The organism is Glycomyces halotolerans, assembly GCF_054779575.1.
Genome location: NZ_BAAGXZ010000002.1, coordinates 72,019 through 92,656, shown reverse-complemented (window position 1 = coordinate 92,656; position 20,638 = coordinate 72,019). Strand labels below are relative to the sequence as shown.

22 protein-coding genes are annotated in these 20,638 nt (G+C 69.9%); 13 read left to right on the top strand and 9 right to left on the bottom strand.

The window, feature by feature from the left end:
- Positions 1–11: 11 nt before the first annotated feature.
- Positions 12–353, bottom strand: a complete 342-nt coding sequence (locus tag ACYVL2_RS02315; protein WP_460540197.1) for a metallopeptidase family protein — start codon at positions 351–353, stop codon at positions 12–14.
- 66 nt (positions 354–419) lie between these two features.
- On the opposite strand from ACYVL2_RS02315, the gene serS reads away from it, so the two are divergent.
- Positions 420–1,676 carry a serine--tRNA ligase gene (gene serS, locus ACYVL2_RS02310; RefSeq protein WP_460539786.1) on the top strand — a complete coding sequence of 419 codons (1,257 nt, stop codon included), beginning with the start codon at positions 420–422 and terminating at the stop codon, positions 1,674–1,676.
- Positions 1,677–1,725: 49 nt separating this feature from the next.
- Here serS and ACYVL2_RS02305 read toward each other — a convergent pair whose 3' ends face one another.
- Positions 1,726–2,091: a DUF488 domain-containing protein gene (locus ACYVL2_RS02305; RefSeq protein ID WP_460539784.1), complete on the bottom strand. Its 366-nt coding sequence runs from the start codon at positions 2,089–2,091 to the stop codon at positions 1,726–1,728.
- Between the two features lie 117 nt (positions 2,092–2,208).
- Between ACYVL2_RS02305 and ACYVL2_RS02300 the strand changes: the two genes are divergently transcribed.
- Positions 2,209–3,057 carry an HAD family hydrolase gene (locus tag ACYVL2_RS02300; protein WP_460539782.1) on the top strand — a complete coding sequence of 283 codons (849 nt, stop codon included), beginning with the start codon at positions 2,209–2,211 and terminating at the stop codon, positions 3,055–3,057.
- A gap of 59 nt (positions 3,058–3,116) precedes the next feature.
- Positions 3,117–3,944, top strand: a complete 828-nt coding sequence (locus ACYVL2_RS02295; RefSeq protein ID WP_460539780.1) for an HAD family hydrolase — start codon at positions 3,117–3,119, stop codon at positions 3,942–3,944.
- Here the strand turns inward: ACYVL2_RS02295 and ACYVL2_RS02290 are convergent.
- Both ACYVL2_RS02290 and ACYVL2_RS02285 read right to left on the bottom strand, forming a co-directional pair.
- Positions 3,941–5,587, bottom strand: a complete 1,647-nt coding sequence (locus ACYVL2_RS02290; protein WP_460539778.1) for an ABC-F family ATP-binding cassette domain-containing protein — start codon at positions 5,585–5,587, stop codon at positions 3,941–3,943. The genes ACYVL2_RS02295 and ACYVL2_RS02290 overlap by 4 nt on opposite strands.
- A gap of 57 nt (positions 5,588–5,644) precedes the next feature.
- The gene (locus ACYVL2_RS02285; RefSeq protein ID WP_460539776.1) at positions 5,645–6,301 is read right to left on the bottom strand and encodes an NADPH-dependent FMN reductase family protein; all 657 of its coding nucleotides are present in this window, start codon (positions 6,299–6,301) and stop codon (positions 5,645–5,647) included.
- 107 nt (positions 6,302–6,408) lie between these two features.
- On the opposite strand from ACYVL2_RS02285, the gene ACYVL2_RS02280 reads away from it, so the two are divergent.
- Positions 6,409–7,338 carry an AraC family transcriptional regulator gene (locus ACYVL2_RS02280; RefSeq protein WP_460539774.1) on the top strand — a complete coding sequence of 310 codons (930 nt, stop codon included), beginning with the start codon at positions 6,409–6,411 and terminating at the stop codon, positions 7,336–7,338.
- A 29-nt stretch (positions 7,339–7,367) separates the two neighbouring features.
- The gene (locus ACYVL2_RS02275) at positions 7,368–7,577 is read left to right on the top strand and encodes a hypothetical protein (RefSeq protein ID WP_460539772.1); all 210 of its coding nucleotides are present in this window, start codon (positions 7,368–7,370) and stop codon (positions 7,575–7,577) included.
- Between the two features lie 6 nt (positions 7,578–7,583).
- Here the strand turns inward: ACYVL2_RS02275 and ACYVL2_RS02270 are convergent, their stop codons facing one another.
- The gene (locus ACYVL2_RS02270) at positions 7,584–8,516 is read right to left on the bottom strand and encodes an SAM-dependent methyltransferase (protein WP_460539770.1); all 933 of its coding nucleotides are present in this window, start codon (positions 8,514–8,516) and stop codon (positions 7,584–7,586) included.
- A 129-nt stretch (positions 8,517–8,645) separates the two neighbouring features.
- On the opposite strand from ACYVL2_RS02270, the gene ACYVL2_RS02265 reads away from it, so the two are divergent.
- The 7 genes from ACYVL2_RS02265 to ACYVL2_RS02235 are packed head-to-tail and all read left to right on the top strand — an operon-like array spanning position 8,646 to position 15,596.
- Positions 8,646–9,566, top strand: coding sequence for a Rossmann-like and DUF2520 domain-containing protein (locus ACYVL2_RS02265; protein WP_460539768.1), 921 nt, complete (start codon positions 8,646–8,648; stop codon positions 9,564–9,566).
- Positions 9,563–10,408, top strand: a complete 846-nt coding sequence (gene panC / locus ACYVL2_RS02260; protein WP_460539766.1) for a 4-phosphopantoate--beta-alanine ligase — start codon at positions 9,563–9,565, stop codon at positions 10,406–10,408. The genes ACYVL2_RS02265 and panC overlap by 4 nt, the downstream gene beginning before the upstream one ends.
- Entirely contained in the window at positions 10,401–10,823 is a 423-nt protein-coding gene (gene panD, locus ACYVL2_RS02255) for an aspartate 1-decarboxylase (RefSeq protein WP_460539764.1), read from the top strand. The genes panC and panD overlap by 8 nt, the downstream gene beginning before the upstream one ends.
- Before the next feature lie 11 nt (positions 10,824–10,834).
- Positions 10,835–12,301 carry a S10 family peptidase gene (locus tag ACYVL2_RS02250; protein ID WP_460539762.1) on the top strand — a complete coding sequence of 489 codons (1,467 nt, stop codon included), beginning with the start codon at positions 10,835–10,837 and terminating at the stop codon, positions 12,299–12,301.
- Positions 12,298–13,953, top strand: a complete 1,656-nt coding sequence (locus ACYVL2_RS02245; RefSeq protein ID WP_460539760.1) for an L-aspartate oxidase — start codon at positions 12,298–12,300, stop codon at positions 13,951–13,953. Before ACYVL2_RS02250 ends, ACYVL2_RS02245 begins: the two co-directional genes overlap by 4 nt.
- Positions 13,950–14,831, top strand: coding sequence for a nicotinate-nucleotide diphosphorylase (nadC, locus tag ACYVL2_RS02240; RefSeq protein ID WP_460539758.1), 882 nt, complete (start codon positions 13,950–13,952; stop codon positions 14,829–14,831). The genes ACYVL2_RS02245 and nadC overlap by 4 nt, the downstream gene beginning before the upstream one ends.
- A gap of 3 nt (positions 14,832–14,834) precedes the next feature.
- Positions 14,835–15,596: a type III pantothenate kinase gene (locus tag ACYVL2_RS02235; protein WP_460539756.1), complete on the top strand. Its 762-nt coding sequence runs from the start codon at positions 14,835–14,837 to the stop codon at positions 15,594–15,596.
- Between the two features lie 73 nt (positions 15,597–15,669).
- Here the strand turns inward: ACYVL2_RS02235 and ACYVL2_RS02230 are convergent, their stop codons facing one another.
- The 4 genes from ACYVL2_RS02230 to ACYVL2_RS02215 all read right to left on the bottom strand — a co-directional run bounded on the left by ACYVL2_RS02230 (position 15,670) and on the right by ACYVL2_RS02215 (position 19,620).
- Entirely contained in the window at positions 15,670–16,602 is a 933-nt protein-coding gene (locus ACYVL2_RS02230; protein WP_460539754.1) for a 4-(cytidine 5'-diphospho)-2-C-methyl-D-erythritol kinase, read from the bottom strand.
- Complete coding sequence (gene rsmA / locus ACYVL2_RS02225) at positions 16,599–17,444, bottom strand: ribosomal RNA small subunit methyltransferase A (RefSeq protein ID WP_460539752.1); 846 nt, start codon at positions 17,442–17,444, stop codon at positions 16,599–16,601. Before rsmA ends, ACYVL2_RS02230 begins: the two co-directional genes overlap by 4 nt.
- Before the next feature lies 1 nt (position 17,445).
- Positions 17,446–19,050, bottom strand: coding sequence for a peptide chain release factor 3 (locus ACYVL2_RS02220; RefSeq protein WP_460539750.1), 1,605 nt, complete (start codon positions 19,048–19,050; stop codon positions 17,446–17,448).
- 108 nt (positions 19,051–19,158) lie between these two features.
- Positions 19,159–19,620: a GatB/YqeY domain-containing protein gene (locus tag ACYVL2_RS02215; RefSeq protein ID WP_460539748.1), complete on the bottom strand. Its 462-nt coding sequence runs from the start codon at positions 19,618–19,620 to the stop codon at positions 19,159–19,161.
- 24 nt (positions 19,621–19,644) lie between these two features.
- Here ACYVL2_RS02215 and ACYVL2_RS02210 point away from each other — a divergent pair, with 24 nt between their 5' ends.
- A complete protein-coding gene (locus ACYVL2_RS02210; RefSeq protein ID WP_460539746.1) occupies positions 19,645–20,541 on the top strand; it encodes a metallophosphoesterase in 897 nt (298 codons plus the stop codon).
- Positions 20,542–20,638 lie beyond the last annotated feature (97 nt).

The window sequence follows — 20,638 nt, the reverse complement described above, 5'->3', positions numbered from 1 at the left end:
GAGGCTCGCAATTACCCCCAGCCGAGCTGGTGGAGCCGGTGGTCGTCGATGCCGAAGTGGTGGGCGATCTCGTGGACCACGGTGATCGCGACCTCGCTGATCACTTCGTCCACACTGGAGCACATGCGCAGCGTCGGCCCCCGGTAGATCGTGATCGTGTCCGGCAGCACCCCGCCGTACTCCCAGCCCCGGTCGGTCAGCGACGTCCCGTGATAGAGGCCCAGCAGGTCCTTGTCCGGCCCCTGGGGCTCCTCCTCCACCAGGATCACCACGTTGTCCAGCATCGCCATCAACTCCTGCGGCACCTCGTCGAGCGCGTCGGAGACCGCCGCCTCGAACCGGTCCGGATCCATATCTACCGCCACACGCCCACGATATGGCTTTGACGCCGGCTCAGAGCAGGCCGGTAATCTGGTGCCGTGATCGATCTGCGTGCATTGCGAGAGAACCCGGACGCCTACCGCGCCAGCCAGCGCAAGCGCGGCGCCTCCCCCGAAGCCGTCGACCGGCTGCTGGAGGCCGACTCCGAGCACCGCAGCGCCCTGCAGTCCTTCGAGACCCTCCGCGCCGAGCAGAAGGGCCTGGGCAAGCAGATCGCCGGCGCCCAAGGCGAGGAGAAGCAGGCGCTGCTGAAGCGCACCAAGACCCTCGCCGAAGAGGTCAAGGCCGCCGAGGCCCGCGTGACCTCGACCGCCGCGGCCTTCGACGCCGCCGCCAAGACCATTCCGAACCTCGTCGCCGACGCCGCCCCCGCCGGCGGAGAGGACGACTACGTCGTGCTGCGCGAGGTCGGCGAGACCAATGTGCCCGAGGACGTCCGCGACCACCTCGACATCGGCACGGCCCTGGGCCTGCTCGACACCGAGCGCGGCGCCAAGACCTCCGGGGCGCGGTTCTACTACCTCACCGGCGACGGCGCGCTGCTGCAGCTTGCGATGCTCAACCTCGCCGTCCAGCAGGCCGTCGAGACCGGCTTCACGCCGATGGTCCCGCCGGTGCTGGTGCGCCCCGAGGCCATGGAGGGCACCGGGTTCCTCGGCGAGCACGCCGAGGAGGTCTACTACCTCGAGCGCGACGAGATGTACCTGGTCGGCACCTCGGAGGTGCCGCTGGCCTCGTACCACTCGGGCGAGAACCTGGGGGACCTGTCGAGCCCGAAGCGGTACGCGGCCTGGTCGTCGTGCTTCCGGCGCGAGGCCGGCTCGTACGGCAAGGACACCCGCGGCATCATCCGCGTCCACCAGTTCGACAAGGTCGAGATGTTCTCCTTCTGCCGGCCCGAGGACGCCGAGGCCGAGCACGAGCGGCTGCTGGCCTACGAGGAGCGGATGCTGCAGAAGATGGAGCTGCCCTACCGGGTCATCGACACCGCCGCAGGCGACCTGGGGACCAGCGCGGCCCGCAAGTTCGACTGCGAGGCGTGGGTGCCCAGCCAGGGCCGCTACCGCGAGCTGACCTCGACGTCGAACTGCACGACGTTCCAGGCCCGGCGGCTGAACGTCAAGTACCGCGACGAGCAGGGCAAGAACGCCGTGGCCGCGACGCTGAACGGAACGCTGGCGACCACGCGCTGGCTGGTGGCGATCCTGGAGAACCACCAGCGCCCCGACGGCTCGGTGGCGGTGCCGGAGGCGCTGCGGCCGTTCCTCGGCAAGGACGTCATCGAACCGAAGTGACCCTCGATCCTAGATCCTATTTTCCTATAGTATCTACGATCGAATTGCGTTACTCGCCGATCTCGTCCTCGCACCATGCCTTGAGCACGACGGCGTGGTTGATCTGCGGGTCCTTCGCGGCGTACAGCAGCGTCACCGGCTCCGAGCGGGCGGCCTCGACGATCGCCTCGGCGTGCTCGGGCCGCGAGTCGAGCTCGGCCCGGTACCGGTCGGTGAACTCCTCGAACCGGTCGGCGCTGTGCCCGAACCAGATCCGCAGATTCGGCGAGGGAGAGGCATCCGGCAGCCACGTCACGCCGTCGAGCTCCTCCTTGCTGACGCCCCGCGGCCACAGCCGGTCCACCAGGAAGACCGCGCCGCCGCGGCCCGGGCTCTCGCGGTAGTCGTACACGCGCTCAATCGTGATGTCGGCCATACCCGAACCGTATGTCGCCGCAGGCGGCGATGGGCGGTTTCTGTCCGAATCCCCTGTCCTCGTGAGTTCAGCCGCTCGGCCCCCTGCCGTTCACCTAGGTGGGGCTACGGTTGGAGGGTGCAAGACTACGCCCCGTCAACACTCAGAGAAGCCCCGCCGAAATTCGTCGCCGTGGACCTGGACGGCACCGTCGTGGACTACCACCACATGACCGTCACCAAGCCCACCCGGCAGGTCATCGACGCACTCCAGGCCGTCCGCGACGCCGGCGTCCCCGTCGCCGTGGTCACCGGCCGGGCCATCTGGGGCGCCGAACGCACCGCCGGCGACCTCGAGCTCGCCGACGGATTCGCCTCGGCCTCCCACGGCGCCTCCGAATACGACCTCGAGACCGGCCAGATCTCCCACCAGGTCACCTTCGACCCGCGCCCCGCCGTCGAAGCCTTCCTGGCCGCCGACGACTCGGTCGAATTCGCCGTCGAATGGGACCTCGAAGGCTGGTACCACACCAAAGGCTTCAAACGCGACTTCCACGCCCTATGGGCCCGCGAGATCGACCTCGACGACCTGATGAGCCGGCCCACGCCCCGCATGGTCGCGCGCGTCGCCTCCGACAACCCGTACGGCTCCGGCACCCGATGCCCCAACGCCCTCCGCCTGGCCGAGAACGCCGCCATCGACCCGACCGACTACCACGTCGAGGTCGGCTTCAACGGCTGGATCGACGTCGGCCCGCCCGGCGTCAGCAAGGCCAGCGGAGTAGCGCGCATCGCCGAGTACTACGGCGTATCATCGGCCGACACCGTCGTGTTCGGTGACGCGCACAACGATCTGACGATGTTCGCGTGGGCCGGATACGCGGTGGCCATGGGGCAGGCCGCCCCCGAAGTCCGCGCCCTCGCCGACGAGGTGGCCCCGCCGGTCTGGGAAGACGGCGTGGCCAAGGTCCTGCGGCGGTGGTTCTGACTCCGGGCGGAAAAGCGGCAAGCGGCGGCGGAGAACGACTCGACAAGCTAGGAGACTCCATGATCGAACTGTCGAAGGCACCCCGACTCGTCGTCACCGACCTGGACGGCACCCTCGTCCGGTCCGACGAAACCGTGTCCCCCCGCAGCATGGCCGCGCTCAAGCGACTGGCCGCCTCCGGCGTCATCGTCGTCGGCGCCACCGGCCGCGGCCCGCGCCTGCTCGACCTGTGCCGCAACGACGTCCCCTCGGCCGACTTCCTCGTGCTCGGCCAGGGCGCGTTCGTCTACGAATGCCGCTACGACGACACCGTCGTCCAACTGGCCGACCGCTCGGTCGACGGCGAGGTCATCTACGAAGCGCTCCAACTGATCGAGAACCGCGTCGGCCCCCTCCGCGCCCTCGCCGAGCCGGCCGAGCCCGAGCGCAACATCACCGGCGACGAGATGCCCGACTGGCCCTGGCCCGCCGTCACCCTCCAGACCGCCCCGCGCCACGAGGCCTTCCGCGGACCGATGGTCAAGGGCTACTTCGTCTCCGACACCCTCTCCGGCCACGAACTGCTGCTCGAGGCGCAAGAGGTCGTCGACACCGACAAGGTCGCCGTCACCGAATCGGGCGTCGGCATCCTCGAAGTCTGCCCCGTCGGCGTCAACAAGGCCGCCGGGATCCAGGTCGTCCTCGACCAGTTCGACATCGACTGGGACGACGTGGTCGCCTTCGGCGACGCCACCAACGACCTGCCGATGCTCCGCAGCGCGGGCCACGCCGTCGCCATGCCCCACGCCCACCCGTGGGTCAAGGAAGCCGCCGACGAGATCGCCCCCGCCGGCAACGACGACGACGGCGTCGCCCAATACATCGAAGCGATCCTCGACCTGACCTAACGGACGTCCCAGACCGGCTCGGTCGTCTCGACGACCTCGCCGTCGTTCTGGAACACCAGGAAACGGTCGAAACCGCGGGCGAACCAGCGGTCGTGCGTCACCGCCAGCACCGTGCCGTCGAACGAACGCAGCCCTGCCTCAAGCGCCTCCGCGCCGGCCAGGTCGAGGTTGTCGGTCGGCTCGTCCAGCAGCAGGCACGTCGCCCCCGACAACTCCAGCAGCAGCACCATGAACCGCGCCTGCTGCCCGCCCGAAAGGGTCTTGAAGACCTGCTCGGACTGCGCGGTCAACTCGTAGCGGTTCAGTGCGCTCATCGCCCGCTGCCGGTCCAGCGACGGCCGGTCCACGTCGCCGTCCCACAGAATCTCCCGCAGCGTGCGCCCCTCGAACTCCGGATGCTCATGCGTCTGCGAGAAGTGCCCCGGGTAGACCCGTGCGCCGAGCCGGGCGACGCCATGGTGCGCCACCGGATCCAGCGCCCGCTCGGCGGCGATGCCGGCGTCCGGCTCCGACCCGCCGCGCGCCAGCAGCCGCAGGAAGTGGCTCTTGCCGGTCCCGTTGGCTCCCAGCACGGCCACGCGGTCGCCGTACCAGACCTCGAAGTCGAACGGGAAAGTCAGGTCCTCCAACTCCAACTGCTCGCAGATGACCGCGCGCTTGCCGGTCCGCCCGCCCTCCAGCTTGACCCTGATCCTCTGGTCGCGCGGCGGCAGCGGCGGCGGTCCGGCCTCCTCGAACTTCCGCAGCCGCGTCTGGGCGGCGCGGTACCGGGAGGCCATATCCGAGTTGAACGCGGCCTTGTTCTTGTACATGAGCATGAGCTCACGCAGCTTGTGGTGCTCCTCGTCCCAGCGCCGACGCAGCTCCTCCAAGCGGTCATGGCGGGCGGCCCGCGCCTCGTGCCAGGTCGCGAAGCCGCCGCCGTGCGTCCAGGTCGTCCCCGCCTCCAACGTCACGATCGACTCGGCGCAGTTGGCGAGCACTTCGCGGTCGTGCGAGACGAACAGGATCGACTTGTCCGACTCCCGAATTGCCCGCTCCAGCTCGCGCTTGGCCGGCACATCGAGGAAGTTGTCGGGCTCGTCGAGCACCAGCGTCTCATCCGGTCCGCGCAGCAGCAGCTCCAACGCGAACCGCTTCCGCTCACCGCCCGAAAGGGTCCGCAGCGGCCGCGATCTGGTCTCCTCCCATGTCGAGTCGAGGATCGCCACCGAGACCGTGTCGCACAGGACGTCGAACTCGTATCCGCCGGCCTCGCCCCAGTCGGCGAGCGCCTGCGCATAGTCCAGCTGCGCGGCCGTCGAGCCGCCGTGGGCCATGCGCCGCTCGGCCGCCGTCACGCGTTCGGCGATGTCCCGCAGCCGTGGCGGCGCCAGTGCGACCGCCAGCGTCTGCAGCGGCAGGGCGCCCTCGCGCATGCCGACCAGCTGGCGCATGACGCCGAGACCGCCGCCGTGCGCGACGGTCCCCTCGTCGGGCGTCAGCTCACCGGTCACGGTCTTGAGCAGCGTCGTCTTCCCGGTGCCGTTGGCGCCGATGAGCGCCACCTTCCGGCCTTCGCCCACGCGGAACGAGACGTCGGAGAACAGCGTTCTCCCGTCGCTCAGGTGGTAGGTCACACCGGACAGTTCGACAAAGCCCATCAGGTGATTGTCGGCCCGCCCGGCGTGACGGTCAAAGCGTTTAGTCCGCCTCAAGCCTCAGGGGAGGGCGAGGAACTTCTCCACATGCGCGACGGCGGTGCGCTCGAACTCGGCGTAGTGGGCCGTCCGGGCCTCGCCCCGCAGTTCCTCGCCGAGGGTGAGGTTGCCGGACTCGTCGACGATCTGCGGCTGCGCCTCGGCGTCGAACAGGATCTCCACGGCGGCCTCGGCGATGCCGCAGTAGTAGGAGATGCCGTCGCGCAGCTGGCCCTCGAGCGCCTCCTTCATGACCGGGGCGATCGAGTCGCCGGCGGCCGCGCCGGCGAGGCCGAGCCAGAGCATCCTCCTCCCGGCCAGGCGCGGCTTGCTGCGCCCGTACGCGAAACCGTAGCCCCAGACCCGGTCGATCCAGCCTTTGAGGATGGCCGGGAGGCTGAACCAGTAGACCGGGAAGACCGGGACGATCACCTCGGCGTTCAGCAGGCGCGCCTGGTGGGCCCGGACCTCTTCGGAGTAGATCTTGTCGCGGTCGCCCCAGTCGGGCTGGTCGGCCACGGTCATGCGCGGATCGAAGCCCTCGGCGTGCAGGTCCATGCGGTCGATCCGGTAGCCGCCGGCCTCCAGCCGATCGGCGACCTTCCGGCCGATGTGGGCGGTGAGGGAGTCAGGGCGGTGGTGGGCGACGACGACGAGTGCGGTCGGTCGGGTGTTCATGTTGTCCTCCTTGCCGATTGGGTCGGTGAGGCAAGTACACCGCCGAATCGGTGGACGGAGTATGGTTCAAACCCTCCGATGCATGCGAGATCGTCTACGCTGGCGGCATGGACCCATTGAGCCAGCTCCTCAGCGGCATCCGCGCCGACGGCGCGGTCGTCAGCGAGGCCGTCCTCGAGTCGCCCTGGACGATCAGCTTCCAAGACCGCGCCCCGCTGACGATGCTCACGATGGTGCGCGGCAGCGGCGTGCTCCTGCTCCATGACGGCGGTGAGATGAAGATCGTCGGCGGCCAGACGGCCGTCGTCCGCGGCCCCGAACCGTTCCTGCTCGCCGACGAACCCGGATCGGCATCCGGGCCGCACCACCAATACCGCCTCTCCTGCTTCGAGCCCGCACCCGAATGCGGCACCTACGACGACTTCGGCGGCAAGAAATGGGGCAACTGCCCCGACGGCTCGACCGCCGTGCTCGTCGCCTCCTATCGCGCCACCGGGCGGCACGACCGGCTGCTGCGGTCGCTGCCGCCCGCACTGGTCGTCGAGGACGGCACCGAGGTGTGCGCCTGGCTCGACGCGGCCGCCGCCGAGATCGCCGACCGCAAACCCGGCACGCAGGCGCTCATCGACCGGCTCTTCGACTGGGGATTGGTCTGCACGCTGCGCACCTGGTTCGACCAGGAGGGCTGCGCCTCCCCGAACTGGTACCGGGGCTTCAGCGACCCGGTGGTCGGGCCCGCGCTCGAGGCGATGCACACCAGTCCCGAGCGGCCGTGGACGGTGGCGACCCTGGCGGCCGAGTCCGGCGTGTCGCGGGCGCTGCTGGCCAAGCGCTTCACCGAGATCATGGGCGAACCGCCCCTGAGCTACCTCGCCGACTGGCGCATGGAGGTGGCCGAGGGAATGCTGGCCGACCATGACCGCACCATCGCAGAGGTGGCCCGCGCGGTCGGCTACGCCGACGCCTTCGGCTTCAGCGCCGCGTTCAAACGCCGCAGGGGCATGAGTCCCAGCGCCTTCCGCGCGGCGAAAGCTTGACGAGCGCCAAACAAGAATGGAGGAGGATAATGAAGACCATGTCGTACGGGTACGTTTCCGAAGTCCGCGCCGAAGGCCGCGCGGAGTCGATCTTGGTGATTCTAGAAGATCGCGGAATCGCGGTCAGCGAAGCCGAACGGTCGAGGATTGCGACTTGCACGGACGTCGAGACGCTGAACCGGTGGCTGATACGCGCCTCCTCGGTGAACAGCGTGTCCGATCTGTTCGACGAAACCTGACCGGCTTCACGGCTCGCGCAGGGCCGTCATCCACCAGTGGGCGCCCAGGCCGCCCGGGTCGGTCAGGCGCGCCGAAGCCGAAGCCCGGGCCAGGTCCACCGCGTAGCCGGTCGGGTCGCGGTACGCCGACGCCAGCTGCGGGCGCTCGACCGGCAGCCCCAGCTCCAGGAGCGCCTCCCGCTGCGTCTGCAGCCGCTCGCACTCCAGCGCGTCCACCGCCACATGGGCGGTGATGTCGCACGTCCCGTCCGGGACCGGCCGCACGCCCCGCCCGTCGCGGAACCCGGCCATCGTGCCGGTCTCCGGACGCGATCCCCTGGTATGGCCGTAGTCGATCGCGAGCACCGTCCCGGCCTCCACGCGCCCGGTCAGCTCCCGCCACTTCGTCTCGCGCGGTCGTCCGATCTCGGCCCGCTCGCCGACCTGCCGCAGCGGCCACCACTCGGCCAGCCACTTCGCGTCGGCCTCCTCGACCGGCGCCCCGGGCCTGGTGCGTCCGGCCGGGTCCACCTCCTCGTAGCGCAGCTCGCCGGCCTGGTCGATCACGGCGACGTCGCAGGGGACGTTGTCGAGCAGCTCGCAGGCGACGAGCAGGCCGCACACCCGCTCGGGAAGGTCAGGACGCCACGCGACGCGGTCGGACAAGTCCTTCGGTTTCGGCCGCAGCTCGACGGCCGTGAGCCGCGCGCGCTCATCGAGCAGGTTCGCCAGATGGCCGAGCAGCTCGCCGTTGCCGGCTCCCACATCCACCACGTCGAACGTCTCCGGCCGGCCCAGACGCGCGTCCACGGCGTCGGCCAAGTGGGCGATCGCCTCGGCGAACACCGGCGTCTGCGCGCTGGTCGAGAAATGATGGCGCGGAATCTCACGCCGGTAGAAGCCTCCAGGGCCGTACAAGGCCCGCTCCATCGCGGCGCTCCAGCGCTGGTACCCCGTCATCCCTCCGACCCTAGACCCCGAGTGAAAATCGCCACTCCGAGGCTCCCGGACTGGCGTCCCCGATCTGGCGGCGCACAATTAACCCGTAAGCAAAATGACCGGTACCTCGAACAGGACTGGATCAGCCTCATGGATCAGCCCAGCGCCGGGCCGACACGGCACGGCGGCAGCCCGGACACCGCCGCGAGCCGCCTCGCGGTCGGCATCGTGTCCGCCGGCAGGGTCGGCTCCACTATCGGAGCCGCGCTCGCCCGCGCAGGCCACCGCATCGTGTCCGCCACCGCGGTCTCCGACGCCTCCCTCGCCCGCGCCGCCCGCAGCTTCCCCGACGCCGAGATCCTCCCGCCCGAGGCCGTCGCCGCCTCCGCCGAACTGCTCATCATCGCCGTCCCCGACGACGCCATCGCGCCCCTCGCCGCCGCCCTGCCGTTCCGGCCCGGCCAGATCGTCGTCCACACCTCCGGAGCCAACGGCGCCCGGACCCTCGACCCCGCCGCCGCAGCCGGCGCCCTCACCATCGCCCTCGCCCCCGCCATGACCTTCACCGGCCGCGCCGAAGACCTCGACCGGCTCGACGGCGTCTCATGGGCCATCACCGGCGAAGCCGACGCCCGCCTCATCGGCGAGGCCCTCGTCGTCGAGATGGGCGGCGAACCCGAGCACGTCGACGAAACCGACCGCGCCCGCTACCACGCCTCACTCGTCTACGCCGCCAACCACCTCATCACCCTCGTCAACGACGCGGTCGACCAGCTCCGCGCCATCGGCGTCGAAGCCCCCGAACGGCTCCTCTCCCCATTGGTCTCCGCCTCACTCGACAACGCCCTCCGCCACGGCGACGCCGGCCTCACCGGCCCGGTCTCCCGCGGCGACGCCGGAACCGTCGCCGGCCACCTGGCCGCCCTCGACGACACCGGCATCGCCGACGTCTACCGCGCCGTGGCCCGCCGCACCGCCGAACGCGCCCTCAACGCCGGACGACTGCGGCCCGCCGACGCCGAAGGACTGCTCGACGTCCTCGCCCACCCCCAGGAGGAGGCCCCCGAATGACAACGCTCGTCCATACCAGAGGCGACCTGGCCCGGGTCCGCGCCGGACTGCCCGGCCGCGTCGCCCTCGTCCCCACCATGGGGGCGCTCCACGACGGCCACCGCGCCAACATCAGGCGCGCCAGAGAGATCGCCGACTCGGTCATCGTCACGATCTTCGTCAACCCGCTCCAATTCGGACCGGGAGAGGACCTCGACCGCTACCCGCGCACCCTCGAGGCCGACACCGCCGTCTGCGAACAGGAAGGCGTCGACGCGATCTTCGCGCCGGTCGAGGCCGAGCTGTACCCCGACGGCCGCACCGGACTCACCACCGTCCACGCCGGACCGGCCGGCGAGATCCTCGAAGGCGCCTCCAGGCCCGGTTTCTTCACCGGCGTCCTCACCGTCGTCTCCAAGCTCTTCCACCTCACCCGCCCCGACGCCGCCTGCTTCGGCGAGAAGGACTACCAGCAGCTGACGCTCATCCGCCGCATGGTCCGCGACCTCGACTTCGGCATCGAGATCGTCCCGGTCGAGACCGCCCGCGAACCCGACGGACTGGCCCTGTCCAGCCGCAACGTCTACCTCTCCGAGACCGAGCGCGCCGCCGCGCTCGCCATCCCGCACGCCATCCGCGCCGCCCAGGACTCCCCGAACCCGCTCGAAGCCGCCGAGAAGGTCCTCGCCGACGAACCCGGCCTGGTCCTCGACTACGTGGCCGTGCGCGGCACCGACCTAGGCGAGGCCCCCGAACGGGGCCCCGCCCGCCTCCTCATCGCCGCCAAGGCCGGCGCCACCCGCCTGATCGACAACGCCCAGGTCTTCATTGGGCACAGCCAGATCGGAGACCCCGATGCTTAGGAACATGTTCAAGTCCAAGATCCACCGCGCCACGGTCACCCAGGCCGACCTGCACTACGTCGGATCGGTCACCGTCGACGCGGACCTGCTGGAAGCCGCCGACATCCTCGACGGCGAGCAGGTCGCCATCGTCGACATCACCAACGGCGCGCGCCTGGAGACCTACACCATCGCCGGCGAGCGCGGCAGCGGCGTCATCGGCATCAACGGCGCCGCCGCGCACCTGATCGACCCCGGTGACCTGGTGATCCTCATCTCCTACGCGCAGATGGAGGACGCCGAGGCGCGTACGTTCGTACCGCGCGTGGTCCACGTCGACGAGCGCAACGAGATCATCGAGGTCAACGGCGACAAGGCCCGCCCGGCGCCGGGAACGGCCGGGAACGCGCTGGCATCGCCACTAGCCGAGCGGTAAGTTACTTGAGCATGACCGAAGAAAAGCAGAACGAGGCCCCGAAAGAGGACGGCAAGGACGACCGTCCCGAGCCCTCCGACGACCTCAAGACCACCCACCACACCCTTGGTGACCTCGCCTATACCGCCACCACCGGGCGGATCGTGCTGCGCGAGGAAGTGACCGAGGACGAGAAGTACAACGGCCGCAAACCCAAGGCCGAAGTCTCCGTCACCTACTACACGCTCGACGACGCCGACGTGACCTCTCGGCCGGTCACCTTCGCCTTCAACGGCGGCCCCGGCTCCTCGTCGATCTGGCTGCACCTGGGCCTGCTCGGTCCCCGCCGCGTCGACTCCGGCGACGCCGGGAACCTCACCCCGCCCCCGTACGGGCTGCTCGACAACGAGGAGACCCTGCTGCGGCACAGCGACCTGGTCTTCATCGACCCGGTCTCCACCGGCTACTCCCGTGCCGCCGAAGGCGAGAAGGCCAAGGACTACCACGGCTTCACCGGCGACATCGAGTCCGTCGGTGAGATCATCCGCCTGTGGACCACCCGGAACAACCGCTGGCTGTCGCCGAAGTTCCTCATCGGCGAGTCCTACGGCGGCACCCGCGGCGCCGGTCTGGCCGAGCACCTGCAGTCCCGCTACGGCCTGTACTTGAACGGCGTCATGTTCCTCGCTCCGGCGTTCAACCTCGAGACGCTGTACATGGCCAACCGCTCGGACCTGCCGAACCCGCTGTTCCTGCCGACCTACGCCGCGACCTCGCACTACCACGGCCTGCAGGAGGGACGGGAGCTCGACGACCTGGTCGCCGAGGCGCGGGCCTACGCCGACGAGTACCGCGCCGTGCTCGCCAAGGGCCGGAACCTCGCTCCCGACGAGCGGGCGGCGGCGGTCGCCAAGATCGCCTCCCTGGCCGGCGTCAGCGAAGAGTACGTCGACAACGCCGACCTGCGCCTGGAGCACACCCGGTACTACGCCGAGCTCCAGCGCCACAAGAAGCTGGTGACCGGTCGCTTGGACACCCGCTTCACCGGCCCGGCCGACCACTACATCCACGAGCAGATGCCGTCCGACCCGTTCCTGTCGGCCGTCGACGGGTCGTACACGGCGGCGCTCCAGTACTACCTGCGCGCCGAGCTGGAGTATGAGAACGACACGGTGTACGAGCGGCTCTCGCGGAACGTGCATCCCTGGTCGTACAAGGAGTTCGAGGGCGAAGCGGTCGACGTCGTCGACCGGCTCGCCGCAGCGATGCGGGGCAATCCGTCGCTGAAGGTCCACGTCGCGATGGGCCGCTACGACGGCGGTGTCCCGGTCGAGGCGATCGAGTACACCCTCGACCACCTCGCCATCCCGAATGAGGCGCGTGAGCGGATCGAGACCAGGACCTACCCGGCCGGGCACATGATGTACGTGCACGAGCCTTCGCGCGTCCAGCAGTCGGCCGACCTGGCCGACTTCATCAGGAGAGCATCGAACCGGTGACACCGACTACCACGCCGCTGCCCCGGCTGCCGCGCCTGCCGCGGCGGCTGCGGGCCGAGGCCCCGTCCTGGACCGAGACCACCGACGTGTGCGTCATCGGCTCGGGCGTCGCGGGCCTCACCTGCGCGTTGAACCTCCGCCAGGCCGGCTTCCACGTCACCGTGGTCACCAAGGTCCACATCGACGACGGCTCCACGCGGTGGGCGCAGGGCGGCGTGGCCGCGGTGCTCGACCCGCTCGACACTCCCGAGGCCCACGCCCGCGACACGCAGATCGCGGGCGTGGGCCTGTGCGACCCGGCCGCGGTCGAGGTGACCGTGACCGAGGGCCCGGACCGCATCGCCGACCTGATCCATCTGGGCGCCGAGTTCGACCGGCACGCGGACGGATCGCTGCAGCTGACCCGCGAGGGCGGGCACCGGGCGCGGCGGATCGTGCACGCCGGGGGCGACGCCACCGGCGCCGAGATCCAACGGGCCCTCCACCAGGCCGTGCTGCGCGACCCGTGGATCCGCATCATCGAGAACGCGATGGTGCTCGACCTGCTCACCGACGCGGCCGGGCACGCGGCGGGCGTGAGCCTCCACGTCCTCGGTGAAGGCGTCGAGCACGGCGTCGGCGGTGTCGAGGCCCGCGCGGTCGTGCTCGCCACCGGCGGCATGGGCCAGATCTACCAGTCGACGACGAACCCGTCGGTGTCGATCGGCGACGGCGTCGCCGTCGCGCTCAGGGCCGGCGCCGACGTGACCGATCTCGAGTTCGTCCAGTTCCACCCGACCGCCTTGTACTTGGACGGCAACGAAGGCGACCGGCAGCCGCTGATCTCCGAGGCCCTCCGCGGCGAAGGGGCGCACCTGCGGGACCACTCGGGGGAGCGGTTCATGGTCGGCCGCCACGAGATGGCCGAGCTGGCCCCGCGCGACGTGGTCGCCAAGGCCGCGACCGCGAGGATGCGCTCCGAGGGCCGGCCGCACGTGTGGCTGGACGCGCGGCACCTGGGCCGCACCATGCTCGAAGAGCGGTTCCCGACCATCACCGGCTCGTGTCGGGCCCTCGGCATCGACCCGGTCGTCGACCTGATCCCCGTGGCCCCGGCCGCGCACTACGCCTCCGGCGGCGTGCGCACCGACCTGCGCGGCCGCACCACGGTGCCGGGCCTGTACGCCGCCGGGGAGGCCGCGTGCACCGGCCTGCACGGCGCCAACCGCTTGGCGTCGAACTCCCTGCTGGAGGCCTTGGTCTTCACCCACCGGATCGCCGCCGACTTGGCCGAGCACAAACCCAGCCCCGGGGTGCCCGAGCCGCCGGACGCCGAGGGGTGGGTCAGCTCGACGACTTCCCGCGCCCCGCTCCAGGAGGCGATGACCGCCGGAGCGGGGGTGCTCCGCTCCGAGGCGAGCCTGGACGCCACCGCCGAAGCTCTGACGGCTTTGGGGGACAATGTGTCAGGACGGCCGCGTCCGGCTACTTGGGAGGCGACGAACCTCCTCACGGTCGCCACGGCGCTCACCGCCGCCGCTCACCGGCGGCGCGAGACCCGCGGCAGCCACTGGCGCGAGGACCACCCGGAGGCCTCCGACGACTGGCTCGGCCATCTCCACCTGTCCATCAGTCCCGACGGGGACCTCAACACGACTTGGGAGAGCGCATGAGCGAGGACTGGAACGCCGCGGCGAGGCTCGTAGCGGGCGGGCTCGACCCGCAGGACGTCTACGTCGCCGTCGAGGAGTACCTCGACGAGGACCTGTCGGCGAGCCGCCGCGACGTCACCTCCGAGTCGATCTTCGGGCCCGAGCACTCCTCGACCGTGGTCCTGACCTCCCGCGCCGACGGGGTCCTGGCGGGCCTGCCGGTGGCCCACACCGTCTTCGAGGCCATGCCCGGCGACATCGAGTTCACCTACCTCGCCGGCGAAGGGGCGCGCATCCGCGACGGCCAGCGGCTCGCCCGCATCACCGGACACACCCGGGACCTGCTCGCGGCCGAGCGCACGGCCCTGAACCTCCTGTGCCGCCTGAGCGGCATCGCCACGCACACCAGGAGCTTCGCCGACCTCCTCGCCGACTGGCCGACCATCGTGCTCGACACCCGCAAGACCACGCCGGGTCTGCGCGCCATGGAGAAGTACGCGGTGCGCGTCGGCGGCGGCGAGAACAAGCGCTTCGGCCTGTTCGACGTGGCGATGATCAAGGACAACCACAAGGAGGCCGCCGGCTCGGTCAGCGCCGCCTTCCACGCGGTGCGCTCGGCCGAGCCCGAGGTCGACATCCAGGTCGAGGTCGAGACCGTCGACGAAGCGCTGGAAGCGGTCGCCGCCGGAGCGACGTTCCTGCTGTGCGACAACATGAGCCCCAAGGAGCTCGCCGAAGTGGTCGAAGCGGTCGGCGATCGGGCCGACCTCGAGGCGACCGGGAACATCACGCTCGACACCGTGGTGGAGTACGCCGCCACCGGCGTCGAGTACGTCTCGGTCGGCGCCCTCACCCACTCATCGCCCATTCTCGACATCGGGCTCGACTTCGAGGAGTAGACAGTGCTGCTGTGCGTCGACATCGGCAACACCAACACGGTGCTCGCCGTCTTCGAAGGAGAGCACCTCAAGCACTCCTGGCGCATCCGCACCGACCCCAGCGCCACGGCCGACGAACTGGGCCTGACGTTCCGGGCGCTCCTCGACGGCGACGGCGTGAACATCACCGGGATCGCGCTGTCCTCGACGGTGCCGCAGCAGGGCGCCGAGGTCGGGAAGATGGTGCAGTGCTACTACCCGCACGCGCACCTGGTATCGATCGCTCCGGGAGTGAAGACCGGGGTGCGGCTGAGCATCGACAACCCGAAGGAGGCCGGCCCGGACCGCATCGCGAACACGCACGCGGCGTTCCACCTCTACGGCGGGCCGTGCATCACCGTCGACTTCGGGACCTCGACGAACATCGACGTGATCTCCGAGCACGGCGACTTCCTGGGCGGGGCGTTCGCGCCCGGCATCGAGATCTCGATCGACGCGCTCGCCTCCAGGGCCGCGAACCTGTTGAAGATCCCGTTGGTCAAGCCAAGAAGCGTGATCGGGAAGAACACCGTCGAGTGCCTGCAGTCGGGGATGCTCTACGGCACGGCCGCGCAGGTCGACGGCCTGGTGCGCCGCATCAGCGACGAACTGGAGACCGCGCCGACGGCGGTGGTGGCCACCGGTGGTCTGGCGCCGATCGTGATCGAGCAGTGCGAAACGGTCACGCACTACGAGCCGAACCTGACGCTCCACGGCCTGCGAATGATCTTCGACCGCAACCACTGATCCTATAGGAAATATCCTATATCCTATAGGGAGCCTAAGGTCTAGTTTATATCCTATAGGATATATGGTTTCGTCAGGCGGCCGGTCCGGCGACCGGCCCTTCGGCGATGTGGACGCTGCGGGTCCCGCCCCGCATGCGGAGTCGGCGGGCCAGCGCGACGGCGTGCTTGGCGTCCCGCACCAAGAACAGCACCGTCGGTCCGGAGCCCGAGACGTGCGCGGCGAGCGCGCCCTCTTCGAGGCCGCCGTGCATGAGTGAGGCCAGCTGCGGCCGCAGACTCACGGCGGCCGCCTCCATGTCGTTGACCAGCAGTCGCGCCAGTTCGTCGGCGTCGGCCCCGGCTTCGAACGCCTTGACGATCGGGTCGACGTCCGAGGAATAGCGTCCGATCCCGTCGGCGCGGAGTCGGTCGACCTCCTTGTAGCACTCCGGCGTGGAGATCTGGGTGTCGTTCGTGGCGACCACCCAGTGCCAGGTGCCCTTGGCCTCGACCCGCGTCAGCTCGTCACCGCGTCCGGTGCCGACCGCGATCCCGCCTTTGAGGCAGAACGGCACGTCGGATCCGAGTCCGGCGGCGAGGCGGTAGAGCTCGTCGTCTCCGATCTCGATGTCCCAGAGCCGGATGCAGGCCACGAGGGCGGCTGCCGCGTCGGCGGAGCCGCCGGCCAGGCCGCCGGCGACCGGGATGCGTTTGTTGAGGTGGATGCGGACGTCCGGTTCGACGGCGCCGTAGATCGCGATGAGCTTGGCGGCGCGCACAGCGAGGTTGTCGTCGCCGGTGGGGAGGAAGTCGGCGCCTTCGCCCGAGACGGTCAGCTCGATGCCGGGCTCGTCGCGGCGTGCGACTCTGACCGTGTCGTACAGCGATATGGCCTGGTAGACGGTGGAGAGGGCGTGGTAGCCGTCGGCGCGGGCGTCGCCGACGCCGAGGTGCGGGTTGATCTTGGCGGGCACATCGACCGCGACGACCGCACCGGGCGCGGCGGGCGCCGTTTGTCCGCTCACTGGTCCTCCTTGGCTTCGGCGAGAGCGATGAACTCCCCTATGTCCAACGATTCACCTCGCCGGGTGGACTCGATGCCCGCTCGGCGCATGATCGCCTCGGCCTCCTCGACGGATCCGGCCCAGCTTTTGAGGGCCTGCCGGAGCATCTTGCGGCGCTGCCCGAAGGCGGCGTCGACGGCCGCGAAGACCTCGGCGCGGTCGGCCTCGGGCGAGGCGATGCGCTCGAACGAGACGAGTCCACTCGCGACGTTCGGCACCGGCCAGAATACGTTGGCCGAGACCGAGCCGGCGCGCCTGGCCTTGGTGTACCAGGCCATTTTGACCGATGGGGCGCCGTAGATCTTGGATCCCGGCGTCGCGGTGAGTCGGTCGGCGACCTCTTTCTGGACCATGACGAGGCCTTTTCGCAGGCTTGGGAGGACTTCGAGGGCGTGCAGCACGACGGGCACGGCGACGTTGTACGGCAGGTTGGCGACCAGTGCGGTGGGGGGCTCGGGCAGCTCGTCGGGGTCGATGCGGGCGGCGTCGGCTTCGATGACGGTCAGCCGCTCGTGCTCGTCGGGGGCGCGGTGGGCCACGGTGGTGGGCAGGGCCAGTGCGAGCTTGGGGTCGATCTCGACGGCGATGACGCGCCGTGCGGTCTCGATGAGTGCGAGGGTGAGCGATCCGATGCCCGGCCCGACCTCCATGACCACGTCGTCGCCGTCGAGGTCGGCGGTGGCGGCGATGCGGCGCACGGTGTTGGCGTCGACGACGAAGTTCTGGCCCCACTTCTTGGCCGGCTGGATGTTCAGGCCCTTGGAGAGGGCCCGGATGTCGCTCGACGTCAGCAGTCGCGCCATGTCAGCCCTGGCCTCCGGCGAGGAGGGGTTCGAGTTTGACGTCCGGGTAGTCGTTGAGGATCGTCTGGATGCGGTACTTGTTGGGCATCGCGACCAGGTGGGCGCCGTCGCGTGGCCGGGTGAAGACCTCGACGCCGGGGGCGTTCGCCAGGCGCTTCGCGCCTTCGGCGTCGGTGAGGCGGGCCAGCTGGTAGGGCAGGTGGTCGATGGCGGCGGGCACGTCGAACTCGGCGGCGAGACGCGCCAGGGTCACCTCGAACTGGAGCGGGCCGACGGCGGCGAGCACGGGGGTCGCTTCGCCGCGGCGTTCGGAGTAGAGGACCTGGACGACGCCTTCGGCGTCGAGCTGGGAGATGCCGCGGCGGAAGCGTTTGGCCTTGGAGGTGTCGTGCATCTGGAGGGCGCCGAAGTGCTCGGGGGCGAATGCCGGCAGCGGCGGGAACTCGACGGGCTTGCCGGCGTAGATCGTGTCGCCGACGGCCAGGCCCGAGGCGTTGACCAGGCCGACGATGTCTCCGGGCCAGGCCTCTTCGAGGGTGTCGCGGGAGGCGCCGAACATGGTCTGGGCGTATTTGGTGGACATGGTGCGTCCGCCCTGGGCCTGGGTGACCTGCATGCCGCGTTCGAAGCGGCCGGAGCAGACGCGGACGAAGGCGAGCTGATCGCGGTGAGAGGCGTTCATGTTCGCTTGGGATTTGAAGACGAACCCGGAGAAGCCGGCCTCCAGCTCACGGGGCTGACCCGACACGTCCTCGCGGGCGAACGGGGACGGAGCGATGTCGACCAGCAGGTCGAGCAGCTGGCCGACCCCGAAATGCACCAGCGCCGCGCCGAACAGCGTCGGCGTGGTCTGACCGGCCTCGAACGTCTTCTGGTCGAAGTCCGCCTCGACCTCCGACAGCAGCGCCGACTCCTCGGCCGCGCGGGCGAAGTCGTCGCCGAAGCGCGACTGCGCCTCCGCCTCGTCGAGGACCTCGGTGACGGCGAGCCGCTGGCCGCCGGGGGAGCGCTCGTAACGCACCATGCCCGGGGCTCGCGAACCCGCGATGGCCACACGCTCGATCACCCCGCGGAACTCGCCGCCGATGCCGACCGGCCAGGTCACCGGAGTCGGCTTGATGCCGATCCGGTCCTCGACCTCCTCCAGCAGCTCGAGGGCGTCTTTGGCGGGCCGGTCCCATTTGTTGATGAACGTGATCACCGGGATGCGCCTGGCCCGGCAGACCTCGAACAGCTTCAGCGTCTGCGGCTCCAGGCCCTTGGCGGCGTCCAGGAGCATGACCGCGGCGTCGACCGCCGTCAGCACCCGGTAGGTGTCCTCCGAGAAGTCGGCGTGGCCGGGCGTGTCGAGCAGGTTGACGACGCAGTCGCGGTATTCGAACTGGAGCGCGGCCGAAGTGATCGAGATGCCGCGGTCCTGCTCCATCGACATCCAGTCCGAGACCACGCCCTTGCGGTCGCCCTTGCCGTGGACGGCGCCGGCCGAGGAGATCGCCTGGCCGTGAAGGGCCAGGGCCTCGGTGATCGTCGACTTACCGGCATCGGGGTGAGAGATGACCGCAAAGGTGCGACGGCGTGCGGATTCGGCCGTGATGTGGCTGGACATGGATTCCTCATGGTGTGGCGAACGGATCGGGCCCGACGCTCAACGATAGCCGTGCCGGGCACCCGCCCACACGCCCCCGCGCCGCGCCCGGCCTGGAAGTGAGGCCCCTCAGCCGGCGGCTCCGAGCTCGGCTTTGACGATGCCGGCCACGACCTTCCCGTCGGCACGCCCGGCGACCTTCGGCTGCACCGCCTTCATGACCTTCCCCATGTCCTTGGGGCCGGAGAACCCGCCCTCGGCGATGGTCGACCGGACGATGTCAGTGAGTTCGGCCTCACTGAGCTCCTCGGGCAGGTACCGCTTGATCACGGCCTCCTCGGCCAGTTCGCCCTGGGCCTGCTCGGGCCGGCCGCCGTCCTGGAACGCCTCGGCCGCCTCCCGGCGCTGCTTGGCCTGCTTGATGAGCACCTTGATGACCTCGTCGTCGCTGAGCTCGCGCGCCGACTTCCCGGCGACCTCCTCGTTCCGGACCGCCGCCAGCACCATTCGAAGCGTGCCTAGCGTCACCTTGTCCTTCGATTTGAGGGCCGATCGCATATCGGTTTCCAACTGGGTCTTTAGCTCACTCATATCTCGACAATCTACCGTTGGGGTATGAAGATGAGCCGTGGCCTTGCCGCAGCAGCCGGGATCGGCGTCGGCGCCGGTGCGCTGGCGCTCGCGTACGCCTCCCTGTACGAGCGGGTCCAGTACACGCTCCGCCACTTCGCCGTGCCGGTGCTGCCGCCGGAAGCCGAACCGATCCGAGTCCTGCACATCTCCGACCTCCACATGACTCCAGGGCAGACCAGGAAGGCGCACTGGGTCGCGTCGCTCGCCGCGCTCGACCCCGACCTGGTCCTGCTCACCGGCGACAACCTCGCCCACCCGGAGGCGATCGACCTCGTGTCGAAGACCCTGCGGCCGCTGTTCAAGGCCCCGGGCGCGTTCGTCTTCGGCTCGAACGACTACTACGCGCCGGTGTTCAAGAACCCGTTCCAGTACTTCAACCGGAACCACGAGCACAAGTACGGCGAGCCGCTGCCCACCGAGGAACTGCACAAGGTCCTCGTCGACGGCGGCTGGACCGATCTGAACAACGCCTCGGCCGACACGGTCATCTCGGGTCTGAAGATGCACTTCGCCGGCGTCGACGACCCGCATTTCGACCTCGACGACTACGACCTGGTCGCCGGGCGCGTCCCCGGCGACGCGGACCTCTCGATCGGCCTGACCCACACGCCGGAGCCGCGGATCCTCGACGGCTTCGCCCACGACGGCTACGACTTCGTCGCCGCCGGGCACACCCACGGCGGCCAGGTCTGCGTACCCGGCTACGGCGCCCTGGTGACCAACTGCGGCATCGACCGCGATCGCGTCAAGGGCCTCCACCCGTGGGACGACATGTGGATCCACGTCTCCGCGGGTCTGGGCACCTCGCCCTACGCGCCGGTCAGATTCGCCTGCGCGCCGGAGGCCAGCCTCCTGACGTTCGTGCCGGCCGAATTCTGAGACGGTGTGACGGGGTCCGGCCCGGCCGGACCCCGTTCGACGACGCTGCTCAACCTCGGGTAGCATTTGGTCTCGGTGTGAACGTCCCACAACGTTC